10 protein-coding genes are annotated in these 13,885 nt (G+C 44.1%); 6 read left to right on the plus strand and 4 right to left on the minus strand.

The genetic code is table 11. The features are described from left to right. From AB4512_RS04245 to AB4512_RS04255, 3 genes are all read left to right on the plus strand, one after another. Positions 1–1,712 (plus strand): hypothetical protein (locus AB4512_RS04245; RefSeq protein ID WP_372174508.1); only part of this gene is annotated, 1,712 nt, incomplete at its 5' end. Then, positions 1,709–2,638, plus strand: a complete 930-nt coding sequence (locus AB4512_RS04250; protein WP_372174510.1) for a glycosyltransferase family 2 protein — start codon at positions 1,709–1,711, stop codon at positions 2,636–2,638. The genes AB4512_RS04245 and AB4512_RS04250, both read left to right, overlap by 4 nt. Positions 2,639–2,647: 9 nt before the next feature. Then, positions 2,648–3,376: a class I SAM-dependent methyltransferase gene (locus AB4512_RS04255; RefSeq protein ID WP_372174512.1), complete on the plus strand. Its 729-nt coding sequence runs from the start codon at positions 2,648–2,650 to the stop codon at positions 3,374–3,376. A 37-nt stretch (positions 3,377–3,413) separates the two neighbouring features. Here the strand turns inward: AB4512_RS04255 and chrA are convergent, their stop codons facing one another. After that, entirely contained in the window at positions 3,414–4,562 is a 1,149-nt protein-coding gene (gene chrA / locus AB4512_RS04260; protein ID WP_372174514.1) for a chromate efflux transporter, read from the minus strand. A gap of 101 nt (positions 4,563–4,663) precedes the next feature. Between chrA and AB4512_RS04265 the strand changes: the two genes are divergently transcribed. Further along, positions 4,664–5,590 carry a LysR family transcriptional regulator gene (locus AB4512_RS04265; protein ID WP_017060808.1) on the plus strand — a complete coding sequence of 309 codons (927 nt, stop codon included), beginning with the start codon at positions 4,664–4,666 and terminating at the stop codon, positions 5,588–5,590. Between the two features lie 233 nt (positions 5,591–5,823). Here the strand turns inward: AB4512_RS04265 and AB4512_RS04270 are convergent, their stop codons facing one another. Beyond that, positions 5,824–6,897, minus strand: coding sequence for a LacI family DNA-binding transcriptional regulator (locus AB4512_RS04270; RefSeq protein ID WP_102393219.1), 1,074 nt, complete (start codon positions 6,895–6,897; stop codon positions 5,824–5,826). A gap of 250 nt (positions 6,898–7,147) precedes the next feature. Between AB4512_RS04270 and AB4512_RS04275 the strand changes: the two genes are divergently transcribed. Both AB4512_RS04275 and AB4512_RS04280 read left to right on the plus strand, forming a co-directional pair. Then, positions 7,148–9,250 carry an alpha-galactosidase gene (locus tag AB4512_RS04275; protein ID WP_102393201.1) on the plus strand — a complete coding sequence of 701 codons (2,103 nt, stop codon included), beginning with the start codon at positions 7,148–7,150 and terminating at the stop codon, positions 9,248–9,250. Between the two features lie 102 nt (positions 9,251–9,352). After that, positions 9,353–11,047: a solute:sodium symporter family transporter gene (locus tag AB4512_RS04280; protein WP_372122410.1), complete on the plus strand. Its 1,695-nt coding sequence runs from the start codon at positions 9,353–9,355 to the stop codon at positions 11,045–11,047. Between the two features lie 93 nt (positions 11,048–11,140). Here the strand turns inward: AB4512_RS04280 and AB4512_RS04285 are convergent, their stop codons facing one another. Together AB4512_RS04285 and AB4512_RS04290 are read right to left on the minus strand one after the other, a co-directional pair. Next, positions 11,141–12,481, minus strand: coding sequence for an MATE family efflux transporter (locus tag AB4512_RS04285; protein WP_017060807.1), 1,341 nt, complete (start codon positions 12,479–12,481; stop codon positions 11,141–11,143). 278 nt (positions 12,482–12,759) lie between these two features. After that, a complete protein-coding gene (locus AB4512_RS04290) occupies positions 12,760–13,842 on the minus strand; it encodes an ABC transporter ATP-binding protein (protein ID WP_372174516.1) in 1,083 nt (360 codons plus the stop codon). Between the last annotated feature and the right edge of the window lie 43 nt (positions 13,843–13,885).

Here is a 13,885-nt window from a genome sequence, read left to right on the forward strand (position 1 = left end):
TTTGGCTAGTTTGTGCCACAGTGATCTTTATTTACAAGTGGGAGAGTGTTTCAGCTCTTAACCTGAATGATAATGACGACTATATGCGTTTCGTTCAATTTCAGGATTGGATGGCAACTGGACATTGGTACCTAGAGCCAATGAATAATTTTAATGCCGCTGATGGCATTGTTATTCATTGGTCTCGCTTTCCTGATTTAATCTTATCGCTCGTAGCTTTTCCATTGTTGTTTATCGTCGATGATAATCTTGCTTATACAATATCCATTTCTCTTGTCCCTCTGCTTTACTTGCTACTTTTTTCGCTGTCATGCTTTTACCTAGCTGACCACCTCTTCGGTGCCAAGTATCGCTTTATTAGTATGATGTTTGCGATTTCTTCGCCTTCAATTATCCATTTTTTACCCGGTTCTATTGATCATCATAATATTCAGCTGGTCTTCGCGGTCCTATTTCTAGCTTTAACGCCATTGAATCATGAGCAGTTGCGCCATGCGTGGCGTGTGTATGCGCAATCTATCTTGCTGTCTCTATCTTTATGGACGGGGCTTGATAATGTTTTGCTATTCATGTTTTTTTTCGCGATTTACACCGTGTATTACGGTCTTGTTCGCCATGAGTGGTTTGGCTATATCTCTAAGTTGTATGCGAGTTCCGCTCTGTTTGGGATTTGTGCGGTTTTATTAAATCGGCCTTACGATGAGTTTTTCGTTTTTAAGTACGACGAAATATCATTTGTTCTCATCATCCTTTTCTTCTGTGGCTGGCTTTTCGTTAATGTTTATCATCGGTTTATGAATGAAGATAACAGTCTACTGCAAAAGGTTTTTCTGTTCGTATTTCTAGCTGTTCTATTTTTAATCCCAGTGGCAGTGCTTTATCCATCACTCAGCAGTGCGTTGTTAATTGATTACCCTCCAATACTTAAAGTCTATTGGTTAGACCAAGTGACGGAAGCGAAATCGGTCGTTAGATATGTCGCAAGTCATGGTTTTTTCTCGATAGAGAATTACGCTTTGCTCGTGATTCCTGCCACTTTGTATCCACTTTTTAAGCGTAAAAATCACCACTGCGCAATTTTGTATCTCATCTTTATGTTCAATTTAGCCCTTGCGATCTTTTGGCAGATTAGAGTCATGAGGTTGTGTTTTGTGCTAGCGGCTCCCCTCCAAGCATACGTGATTCTTCAGTTAGCAGATTACATCCGTTCCTCCATCATAAAAGCAGCGGTTATTACTTCTGGAGCACCACTAGCGGTCGCCTTTGTCATTCTCGCGTTGTCGCCAACCGAAGAAATTACAACTACTCTTGATCAAAAGGAGCAATCTCTGAAGATTCATAAGGTGTTAAAAGATAACGATATAAATTCGCACACCATACTTTCAGGGATTGAAACGGGGGCTCCAGTGTTGGCAAAAACGGATAATCGAATTATTGCTGCTCCTTACCATCGAAATATTGTTGGGAACCAATTTCTTATTGAAGTGATGCTAGAGGAAGATCTGAGCTTAGCCGAGCGGAAAATCATAGAGAAAAGCATCGATATCATTGTTATTGGCAATGATGCGCATTTGTTGATTTTAAAGGACTCGGCTAGCGAGGAGGCATTGATCAATAAGCTGTACAGCTCAGATACGCCAACTTGGTTAGATGTTGTGTACGACAATATTGAAAATGGGTACCGAGTGTTTCGAGTCAGGGAGAGCTCATGAAGAATCAAACCATAGCGGTGTTACTCCCGTGCTATAACGAAGCCGGAGCGGTTGGAAAAACGGTGGCTGACTTTCAACGTGCACTACCAAGTGCGACGGTTTATGTGTACGACAATAACTCTACTGATGGCACGGTCGAAGAGGCGCTGCAAGCTGGTGCTGTTGTTCGCCATGAGTATCGTCAGGGCAAAGGTGAAGTTGTGCGACGGATGTTCTCAGATATTGATGCTGATATTTATATTATGGCTGATGGTGATGATACCTACGACGCCTCCATTTGCCCTACACTGATTGAACAACTGGTTACTGAACAGCTCGATATGATCATTGGCAGTCGAGAGCGCTCTTCCGAGGCTTATCCTGCAGGACATATTTTGGGTAATAAGATGTTTTCGACTCTGATAAATAAAGGGTTCAATGCTCAATTGAATGACGTTTTCTCTGGCTATCGAGTGATGAGTCGCCGGTTTGTAAAAACGGTCCCTATTTTCAGTGATGGCTTTCAAATTGAGACGGAACTAACCGTGCATGCATTGCACCACAATATGTCGATCAAAGAAGTACCCACTCATTATCACTCAAGGCCTGAAGGCACGGCGAGTAAGCTGAATACATTGAGTGATGGGATCAAAATCCTCAATTTTATTTTGTTCCTGCTACGAGACGTAAAGCCGATGTTTTTTTTCGGTGTGTTGTCAGTGTTGCTTTGTTTTATTTCATTAGGATTAGGGGTTCCCGTTATTATCGATTTTATTGATACCGGGCTCGTTGAAAGAGTCCCAACAGCTATTCTGTCTAGTTCAATTGCACTTATCGCGGTGATGTCTTTCTTTTGTGGCTTGATACTCGACAACGTGTCGCGCGGCAGACGAGAGATGAGGATCCTTTCAATATTAAGAAGTCACGATCACAAGCCATCTCAATAGGATTCAGGAATGAGAATAAACAAGGATGAAGACAAGGAGTGGCTCGATTATTTGTCCCGTTTCAGTGATGAATATGACGAGCGAGTCTACGAAAGCAGTACAACAGGCTATGTGATGAGAGCTGGCCATGTAGCGTGCGAAAAGCCATTTGGTGAAAGTGAACACTTTTCGAGAGTGTTAGAAGTGGGATCCGGAACGGGTGAACACTTACTGCATGTTAAGCACACTTTTGATGAATATATTGTAAGTGATGGTGATGCTGCGGCACTTGAGTTGGCCCAAAAGCAGCTCAATCATATCAACTCTTACGATAAACTTACTTTCGATGTGACCAATGCTAGGCAATTAAACTTTGAAAATAATAGCTTTGATCGAGTGATTGCAACTCATATATTGGAACATTTGTATGAGCCCCATTTAGTTATCAAAGAGTGGTTAAGAGTGTTAAAGCCCGGAGGGACTCTTTCGATTCTGATTCCTACTGATCCTGGAATAGCATGGAAGATTGGTCGGTACTGTACGACGAGGAAGCAAGGTCTGGCAAAAGGTTGGAATTACGATTATATAATGGCAAGAGAGCATGTAAATCCATGTAATAATCTAATTGCGTTCTTAAGGTACTATCTTCCTGAACATCAAAAATCATTTTGGCCGATGAGTTTTGTGCCTCTTATTGACTGCAATTTATTCTTCAATTTTCACGGGATTAAGCCTGATTCTAGTTCTGAAAAGAAGTAAGAAGCAAGCGACTCGCTCACTTCTTACTATAAATCTTTTAGACTGCTAAACCTGTCATTGCGCCAAAGGCCATGAATAATCCGACAAGCCCTACAATAGGTAACTTCACGGTTTTCAATAACCACACACCAACAATGATCAGAGCGAAGTCTATGCCGCTGCTTACTGCGCTTGTGAAGATCGGTTGATATAGTGCCGCCAATAACAAACCGACAACCGCCGCATTCACACCAGTAAGAGCGCCTGCCACTAAAGGTTTGCTTGCAATCGCCTGCCAGTTTTTCAATACCCCCAGTAGTAATAAGAAGCCCGGTAAGAACACGGCGATTGTCGCCAACAAAGCGCCAGTAATTGGTGCCGATGGCATTAATACATAGCCTAGGTATGTCGCTAAGGTAAACATAGGACCAGGTACAGCCTGTGCTGCAGCATAGCCCGTTAGGAACGCATCTTGGGATAGTTGGTCACCAATACCATTTTGTAGCAACGGAAGTACCACGTGACCGCCACCGAATACTAAGCTGCCAGCTTGATAGAACAGACCAAATACTTCAATACCTTGAGAGTATGCACTGAACAGAGGAAGGCCAACCAACAGCGCAACAAAAATAACGAGCGGTGTTATGGAGATCTTGTGTGTTGATGGAACCGTTTTGATGTCTTGTGAGGTCAAAAACTTGCTGCCAATGATTGCGGCAAATAGAAGTACCAAGATTTGTGGCCAGATCCCAGGAAGCAACAGGAGAACCACGGCAGTCATGACACATAAAGCGGTCGCGACTTTCGATTGGCAAAAGTTTTTGTACATGCCAAATGTGGCATCAGCAACCACCACCACTGCGAGTAGCTTCAAACCGTGAATGATTGAATTAAACAGAGGTGCTTCCAATAGTTGATTGCTCACCAAAGCTAATATCAACATTAAGATGACAGACGGGGAAGTAAAGCCGATAAACGCTGCAATCGCACCCGTTAAGCCACCTCTTTTGTAGCCAACCGCAAAGCCAACTTGGCTTGAACCTGGGCCGGGTAGAAATTGACTAAGCGCGACAATTTGCCCGTACTCTTCATCAGATAGCCAATTAAGCTTCTCAACAAAGGTTTTACGGAAGTAGCCAATGTGCGCAGCTGGCCCACCAAAGCTAATCCAGCCAAGCCAGAAAAATGTTTTAAAAATTGAAAGCATGATCGATTCCAGATAAATGTTTAGCGTAATTTATGGTGACTTGCACTATGATTCAAATTAATTGTTTTAATTATAACTATTAATGAAATAGGTTCTTCTGGATGGCTGATTTTAACTGGAAAGGTATCGATCTTAACTTATTGATAGCTCTGCAAGCGTTATACAAAACGAACAGTGTAAGTAAAGCGGCTGAGCGCTGTTATGTCAGTCAGTCTGCAATGAGTCATAGCCTTCAACGACTTCGAAAGTTGTTTGATGATCCTCTGTTTGAGCGGGTAGGTAGCAAGATGGAAGCAACGGATAGAGCGATTGAATTATCCAGTACTGTCGATGCCTTGCTCAATACCATTCAATCTGAAGTACTACTCTCTAAATCATTTGATGCAACAACTTACAAAGGCAGTTGGAAGATTGGTCTTACCGATTATGCCGAGCAGATGTTTGCTCCAGTGTTGTTTGATCTCATTAAACAGTCCTCTCCTGATTCTCAAATTGCGTTGTTCAACGTAAATCGATCTAACTATCAGCAAGTCTTTGACGATGCCAAGCTTGATATGACGATAGGCAGCTTTGGTGAGGTACCAAAGCAATATCGAACAAAGCATTTGTATACGGAGCAACATGTTTGTTTACTTGATCAATCGGTTCTATCTATTGAGGAGCCGATGTCGCTAGAACAATTTGTTGCTGTCGAGCACGCGCTTGTTTCCCCTGCAGGGGCTTTAAAGACGGGAGTGGACACTCGTTTAGGTGAACTCGGCTTAAGCCGGAAAGTCGCGATATCTTCCAGTAACTTTTTAACTGTTAAACGACTCATTCGTGGCAGAGAACTATTGTGTATTGTCCCCAAGCTAGTCGCGCGCAAGGATATTGATAGTGAAGAAACCTTACTAGCTGTGAAGCCACCTATTGATGTTCCAGATTTTGATATCCAGCTTGTTTATAGAAAGGCAAAGCATTTAGATGATAAAAATAAACTACTTAGAAAGTTGATTACTAATGCGATCTCATCTGTGATTTCCGAATAGTTTATTGTGTCGGTTAATCGTCAAATTCATATGAATTAATTTTAGAAAAATCCGGTTTATTATAAGAACCCGACTATACTTAATTTACGACTCAAGGCAGTCGTAAAGAATAGGCTTTTTGATTTACCTAAGTAAAAAAATTGGTTATATCCTCATGATATAGCTTAAAAAACTACCAGGCTAAACGGACTTAGTTGGTCTTAAAGCGCTAGCTCCCCCTAGCGCTTTTTCTTTTATGTCGATTCTGGCAAAAGGGTCTGAATTCTTTTCAGCAGTTGCTCGATCTCTTGTTTTTCATAGTGAGCCGTCACCTTAGGTTGGCTGCTTTCTCTTGGGAGTAATGCAGTTTCGATATGGTGCTGCAGTAAAGCATCTTGTGAGTTAGCGTTGAGCTTCTCTGCAAGTACCACAGCTTGTCGACCAATCGTGGTGAAGTCTTGTTTGATGGTGGTCAGTGGTGGATTAAAAAACGCACTGTCCTCGATGCCATCAAAGCCGACGACCGCAACCTTGTCAGGGACTGGAATCTGCAGTTCTTGCAGTGCGCGTAAAACCCCTAATGCCATTTGATCACTGGCGACCAACACAGCATCAAATGGGATTTGTTTCGCAACGGCGTCTCGAATGCCAAGGTAGCCACTTTCCGCTTGCCAGTTTCCTTGATGTTGAAACTGTACCTGACAGTTTGCATCTGATAGCACACCCAACCAACTCTGAAGACGGATTTGTGAGGCACTGGATTCGTTAGGCCCGCTGATCAACAAGTATTCAGAGCGACCATTTTCAATAAGATGCTGAGCCGCCAGCTTTGCGCCCTCGGCGTGATCGCCGCATATATAGTTAACTTGGCTGTTAGAAGGGACATCAATGAAGATGAGGTTCAAGTGTTGATATTGTTCTACCAGCAATTCGGCGTCTGCACTCTTTAAAGGCACATTGAGAATGATGCTGTCGACCTGTTGAGCCATCAGTTCACGAATAGCCTCACGGGTGTTCGCGAGATTAGGCTCGGAAACAACAGAGAAAGCGACGCCATAACCCATATCATGAGCCTGCATTCGCACGCCATTGGCGATCATTGCTGCGCCATGCAGTGCCATATCGAGCGTGACTAAACCAACGCTGGTGGACTTGGAACGGCTGAGCATTTGAGCCCCTTTATTGGGCACATATCCAAGCTTCTTTATCGCAGCATTCACTTTGTTTCGAGTGGATTCTGCGACATCTTGCGAACCGTTCGTCACCCTTGATACTGTTTGAGTCGATACGCCAGCCAGCTTCGCCACATCTTTAAAAGTTACACTCATCACACCGTCCATCGAATATTCCCGTCGTTCGATGAGCTTATCCAATTTAGCGAAATGAAACTCTGCTCCCTTTCAAAAAAATGTCATTTGAAACATTAAATATGTTTCCGGAAACAGTCGATCTTGTGCAAATTTTAGCAACGAATAAGTGTTTTTAGATCACGTTATTTAGCCGTTTTAGTACTAATTTCAGTCTTCAAGTTCACTATTAATTTTAGTTTATGTTTACGAAAACAATATGAGATTGGCTATGAGCGAATTTATTCATCTAACAAGTAAAAACCACAGTTTGATCATCAAATCGGGCCGTACTCCAGAGGTTCTTCACTGGGGCGCAAAGATCGCCAGTATTGATGAAGATCTTTTGTTATCAACCGAGAGACCGATCTCTCAAGCACGCCTTGATGTCGATGTACCGCTTTCTCTTTGTCCTGAATTGGGTAGCGGTCATTTTAATGCGCCGGGAATAGAAGGGCATCGTGATGGTTTTGATTGGGCACCCGTTTTTAATACCGTCCGCGTGGAAGCTCAGGTTCAGCAAGCCACTTTTGTTCTAGAAGACACCGTGTCTAAGCTTGAATTGACGGTTGAAATTAAACTGGATTACGAATCGGATGTGGTTCAAAAGCGCATCACAGTAACCAACAAAGGGGGCAGTAAATACTATTTAAATAAGCTGTCATCAACGTTGCCGCTGCCAAACCACGCCAATGAATTGATGACGTTCCATGGTCGTTGGTGTCATGAGTTCCAAACGCAACGTCAGCGTTTTGAGCATGGTGGCTTCATGCAAGAGAACCGTCGCGGCCGTACTTCACATGAAAACTTCCCTGGCATGTTTGCAGGAACGCAAGGTTTCTCAGAACAGAATGGTTTGGTGTGGGGCTTCCATTTAGGTTGGAGTGGTAACCACCAAATGCGTGCTGATGTTCGCAGTGATGGCCGCCGCTTTGTACAAGCGGGAGAGTTATTGTTAGCGGGTGAATCGATTCTAGAACCAGAGGCTACTTACCAGACACCTTGGCTCTATGGCTGTTACAGCAACTCTGGTTTGAACGGTATTGCTCAACGTTTTCAGCAGTTTGTTCGTGACAACATTATTCAATTCCCTACCGATAAACCTCGCCCTGTGCACTTAAATACTTGGGAGGGCATCTACTTCGACCATAAACCGGAATACATCATGCAGATGGCAACCGAAGCCGGCGCAATGGGTGTTGAACGATTCATTATTGATGATGGTTGGTTTATTGGTCGTGATGGCGAACGAACGGCCTTAGGCGATTGGTATCTCGATGAAGTGAAATACCCAAATGGCTTAGAACCTGTGATTGAACACGTTAACCAACAGGGGATGGAGTTCGGGTTGTGGGTTGAACCTGAGATGGTCAGCCAAGACTCAAACCTATACCGTAACCATCCTGATTGGGTCCTAGGTTTGCAAGGTTATCATCAACCGTCTGGTCGTTGGCAGTATGTTTTAGACTTGCAGAATGAAGCGTGCTTTGACTACTTGTTCTCTCGCCTTGATACGCTTCTGACTACGTACAATATCGGCTACTTAAAGTGGGACATGAATCGTGAATTAGTTCAGCCGAGCCACCAAGGTAAGGCGGCGGTGCATGGTCAAACTGAAGCCTTGTATCGTCTCGTCGATCAACTGAATCAAGCACACCCTAAAGTCGAGATTGAATCTTGTTCATCAGGCGGTGGTCGCATTGATTTTGAAATCCTCAAGAGAACACATCGATTCTGGGCATCCGATTGTAACGATGCATTGGAACGCCAAGCTATTCAAAAAGGCATGAGTTACTTCTTCCCACCAGAAGTTATGGGGGCGCATATTGGCCCTGCTGAGTGCCATTCAACCAATCGTCGTCACAGTATCAATATGCGTGGTGTCACCGCTTTGATGGGGCATATGGGTGTTGAGCTTGACCCGGTTAAAGAGTCGCAACAAGAGAAACAAGCTTTCTCTCACTACATCTCTCTGCACAAGCAGTTCCGCCATATTTTGCACTCAGGGCGCAGCTTTCGCATGGATCCTGCGGACAAAAACCAGAACATCTATGGGGTGCAGAATGATGATGAAATGCTGATCACCGTGTGTCAGTTGGCGATGCCTGAGTACGCTCTGCCATCACCACTTCGTATTAGCTGCGTGGAAGACAGTGCGCTGTATCAAGTGAAGTTAGTGGAGATGCCACAAACCAGTTTCCAACTCATGAAGCAACGCCCTCAATGGTTAGATAAAACACTGACTTTAAGCGGCGATAACCTCAAAGAGATTGGATTGACCTTACCTATTCTCGACCCAGAGTCTGCCTTGATTGTGCATCTAAAAAAGATGTGAATCTCTGACTCTGAGTACCCCTACAAATAAAAATCTAAATATAAAAATTATAATCGGCAGCGAGGTATTGCTGCCGCAATAACTCAACTTAAGGAAAACAAAATGTCTATTACCGTTCTGTTGTCATTTTTGTTATTTACTGGGTTTGTAGTCGCGTTTACCTACAACAAAGTGAAAAATGATAAAAACACCTCACAAGATGGTTTCTTTCTTGGCGGAAGAAGCTTAACCGGCGGCTTAATCGCCAGCTCACTTATCTTAACAAACTTGAGCGCCACCAGTTTCGTGGGCATGAGCGCACAAGCTTATACCCACAATATGAGTGTCATGGGCTGGGAAGTGGCCTCTGGTGTCACTTTGGTGATCATCGCTTTGATGTTAGTTCCTCGTTATTTGAAGCAAGGCATCACCACTATTCCTGATTTCTTAGAGAGCCGCTACGACATGTCGGTGAAGAAGTTTGTGACGTTACTTTTCTTGTGCCAATACGTGATCAACATTTTGCCTACCACACTTTACGCGGGCGCCGTTGTTTTGGGTGAAATCTTCGATGTTCAGGCCCTGCTTAATATTTCAGAGTTTAGCTCAATCGCGCTTATTTCGGCGACGATTGGTCTACTTGGCTTCTTTTACGCAATTTATGGTGGCCTGAAAGCGGTTGTGATTGCAGATACCATTAATGGCGTAGGCTTGATTGTTGGCGGCATGATGATCCCTGTGTTTGGTTTGATGGTACTGGGCGAAGGTAGCTTTGGTGCTGGCTTAGATATTCTGCTTTATGCCGCGCCAGAGAAGCTTCAATCGGTGGGTACAGAAAGCGATCCACTGCCGTTCTCAACATTGTTTACTGGTCTGCTTTTGGTGAACTTGTACTACTGGGGTACTGATCAATCCATTATTCAACGCGCATTAGGTGCTAAAAACCTGAAAGAAGGTCAGAAAGGTGTAATCCTTGCCGGTGCGATTAAGGTTATCTCTCCGCTGTTCTTGATCATTCCAGGCATCATCGCTTTCCACATGTTTGGTGCTGATGCGGGCAACCCAGACACCATGTACACCCGTTTAGTTAATGAAGTTTTGCCTAAGCCGCTGGTGGGTTTCTTCGTTGCGGTGATGTTTGGTGCGATTTTGAGTACCTTTAATGGTGTGTTGAACAGCTCAACGACTCTGTTTGCGTTGAACGTGTATAAGCCGCTATTTGGACAAGGTAAAACAGACGAAGAGCTAGTGGATAAAGGGCGTATTTTTGGTGTTGTGATTGCGATTATCTCGGTATGTATCGCACCATTCATCATGTACGCACCAGAAGGTCTTTTCCAATACCTTCAAATGGTGGCGGGGTTCTTCAGTGTGCCAATCTTTACTATCGTGTTTGTCGGCTATGTATCTAAACGTGTACCCGCTGTAGCGGCGAAAGTGGCGTTGGTGGTGTTTGTAAGTTCATACGCAGCAATGCAGCTAGTATTTAAAACACCGATTCACTTCCTACATCAATTAGCGATTCTATTCGTAGTATGTACCGCGTTGATGTTCATCATTGGTTACTTTATGCCGCGTGAGTCTGAGTACGTGATGCCAGTCAATGAGAATATTGATGTGACACCTTGGGAGTTCCGTTTCGAGGCTTCGGCTATTATTCTTTACATGGTGCTTGGTGCTTACGTTATGTTCTCGGATGTGGGTTTTGTATCGGACGATCCAACCATCATGCAAGTTTATGGCGTGTGTGGCATTGTTATGTTGCTCGGTATTTTTGGACGACTAGCAAAGCGAAAGAAAGCACTTGCGACCGCGTAGATGAGTTCGGGTAATTAAAAACGAAAACGCCGCTCTTTGGAAATAGGAGCGGCGTTTTTCGATCTTGTGAAGATAAATGGAAGGCTAAAAAGTCTAAAAAGAGAATCGAGTCCATTTCTTAGCTCGCCAGCGATAGGCCATGATGATTCCACGGAACCATTCGTCCATCGCGATTGCCATCCAAGCACCCAATACGCCATAACCCCAATGCACGCCAAGCAAATAGCTCATGGCAACCCCAATGCCCCACATGCTGAGAATGCCCATTTTGATCGGGAATTTAATGTCGCCAGCAGCCTTTAGACAAGAGATAAAGATAAGGTTAAATACTCGTCCAGCTTCAAGAATGATGGAACCTGCAATCAGTGCCGCCGTTAGCGCAATGATCTCTGGATCTTGCGTGAACAGATCGAGAATTTCGAAACGGAACACATACACCATGCAGGTGATCGCGGTTGACGCGATAAAGCCAACCACAAAGTAACGTTGCACGCGCTTGGTAATCTCGTCGATCCACCCCTTACCAATGTAATAGCCTGTTTGGATTTGGCTGCCTTGACCAATTGCCAGTGCAAACGCAAAAGAGAGGCGAGCGATGTTTTGTGCGTAAGTAAACGCAGCCAGTGAAGACGTACCCATCTGCACTACAAAGAAGGTAATGCTGATCTGAGCCATGTTATAAGAGAGCACTTCTCCAGCGTTCATCGAGCCGATCTTCATGATTTTTTGATAGATGGCTTTCGGCACAGATTTAAACTGCTTCACTGGTAGATAAATCCCTTTGCTTCTGACCACACCAATCAAGATCAACATTCCGATTACTTGGCTAATGACGGTCGCGGTCGCAACCCCTTGCACGCCGTATACAGGCAAACCAAAAGGTTGATATAAGGCACAGTAGTTACCGAATACGTTGATGACACCTGCAATCATATTGATCACCATCGGTGACTTTGAATAGCCATGACTGCGCAAAATAGTGGTGAGAACCACACCTATGGTTACATTGAAGGTGAGAGCACCACTGATGAACAGGTATTCTTGCGCGTACTGTTCGACTTGAGGTTCGAGTTGATAAAGCGGGATAAAATATTCAGCAACAAGAACGGCAATCACACTCAGTAGCACACCGGCAATAATGGCCAGAATGATACTTGCTACACCCACGTGAGCGCTCTCTTGAGTGCGGGAAGCACCATTGTATTGCGCGATTAGAATACCCGTACCACTGCTGACCATGGTCGAGACAATGATCAGGAAAAAGGATATCTGAGAAATAACACCAACGGCAGACACGGCTTTGTCCGAGTATCCCGATAACATGAATACATCACTGGTGTTGAGTGCGGTTCTTAAAAGAACTTCGATAAAAATTGGCCAGGTGAGCGCAACGATTCCCATACGTTTGTTTAGGGTGGAATCAGCATTAGGCATTTAGGTTTTCTCAAAAAAGGGGTAGGCGACACTATAGTTTAGCTATTATTTAGTAAACGACTATCAAATTAATGTCCGGAAGGCTAATAAGGATAAATAAAATTCGAATAAGTCTTCAGAACCCAATATTTCAGTGAGAGTGATGAAATTTTTGAGTAAGATTTCATAAGCTATTAAGAGGATCAGAATGGAAGCAAGTGATTGCTTGAAACGACCGGAAAGTGAGTTTGAAAAGTGGCAAAGCTAGCGACATCGAGCTAGCTCTACCGTTTTAAAGTCTAGTTAATTCGTTGCCCTCGATCATCGAATAGGTGGCAATCTTTTGAGGAGAAACTCAGCTCAAGTGATTGGTATCGAGTGACCTCGTGGTCTCCTGGTAGGTGCACCTTAAAGCTATCCACGCCACAAGACTGGCCAAACATATAAGTGCTGTTCCCTAGTCGCTCGACCACTTCACTTTGAAATTCAATGGTGATATCAGAGCCACTGTTAATCTCTAAATGTTCAGGTCGAATGCCCAGCGTGATACTTTGTCCCTCTTTTAATCCATCGCTTGGTAAGGGAAGGGTGATTTGGCTGACACCGTTAACGGCGAGTTGGGCGTGCGTTTCTGAGGTGCTGTTAACAACACACGGTAAGAAATTCATTTTCGGTGAGCCAATAAAGCCAGCCACAAATTCATTTTGTGGAGAGTGGTATAGATCGAGTGGAGAACCGACTTGTTCAACACGACCATCTCTCAATACCACGATCTTGTCTGCAAGCGTCATGGCTTCGACTTGATCGTGCGTGACGTAAATCATGGTATTTTGCAGATCTTGGTGCAATTTGGCGATTTGTAAGCGCATATCGACACGAAGTTCAGCATCGAGGTTCGAGAGCGGTTCATCGAATAAGAATACGCGAGGGTTACGAACTATTGCTCGACCGATAGCGACACGTTGACGCTGCCCACCTGACAGTTCTTTCGGTTTACGCTTCAATAAAGGCTCTAATTGGAGTGTTTTTGCCGCACTGGTGACTTGCTTTTCAACGACTTCCTTCGCTACGCCATTCATTTTGAGGCCAAAGCCCATGTTTTCTTCCACGGTCATGTGTGGGTAGAGTGCGTAGGATTGAAATACCATAGCGACACCACGCTCAGCAGGATCGACATCGTTAACAAGATCGTCTCCAATATGAATCTCGCCTTCAGTGATTTCTTCTAAGCCAGCAACTAAGCGTAAGAGGGTTGATTTTCCGCAACCTGATGGTCCAACGAATACGACGAATTCGCCATTATTTATTTCTAGATCAACACCATGGATGGTCTGTATATCACCATATCGTTTGATGACCTTTTTTAAGCTGATATCAGCCATGCTCTCTCCTTGCTTCGTTGGACTACATCTCTTTGCCTTTAAA

This window comes from Vibrio sp. 10N.222.52.B7, from assembly GCF_041474275.1.
In the GTDB taxonomy this organism is placed as follows: Bacteria; Pseudomonadota; Gammaproteobacteria; order Enterobacterales; family Vibrionaceae; genus Vibrio; species Vibrio crassostreae_C.

Bases quoted from the DNA above. Each gene is read 5' to 3' on its own strand.
- AB4512_RS04265 (WP_017060808.1), top strand. From the start codon at position 4,664: ATGGCTGATTTTAACTGGAAAGGTATCGATCTTAACTTATTGATAGCT.
- AB4512_RS04280 (WP_372122410.1), top strand. From the start codon at position 9,353: ATGTCTATTACCGTTCTGTTGTCATTTTTGTTATTTACTGGGTTTGTA.
- AB4512_RS04270 (WP_102393219.1), bottom strand. From the start codon at position 6,897: ATGAGTGTAACTTTTAAAGATGTGGCGAAGCTGGCTGGCGTATCGACT.
- AB4512_RS04255 (WP_372174512.1), top strand. From the start codon at position 2,648: ATGAGAATAAACAAGGATGAAGACAAGGAGTGGCTCGATTATTTGTCC.
- chrA (WP_372174514.1), bottom strand. From the start codon at position 4,562: ATGCTTTCAATTTTTAAAACATTTTTCTGGCTTGGCTGGATTAGCTTT.
- AB4512_RS04275 (WP_102393201.1), top strand. From the start codon at position 7,148: ATGAGCGAATTTATTCATCTAACAAGTAAAAACCACAGTTTGATCATC.
- AB4512_RS04290 (WP_372174516.1), bottom strand. From the start codon at position 13,842: ATGGCTGATATCAGCTTAAAAAAGGTCATCAAACGATATGGTGATATA.
- AB4512_RS04285 (WP_017060807.1), bottom strand. From the start codon at position 12,481: ATGCCTAATGCTGATTCCACCCTAAACAAACGTATGGGAATCGTTGCG.
- AB4512_RS04250 (WP_372174510.1), top strand. From the start codon at position 1,709: ATGAAGAATCAAACCATAGCGGTGTTACTCCCGTGCTATAACGAAGCC.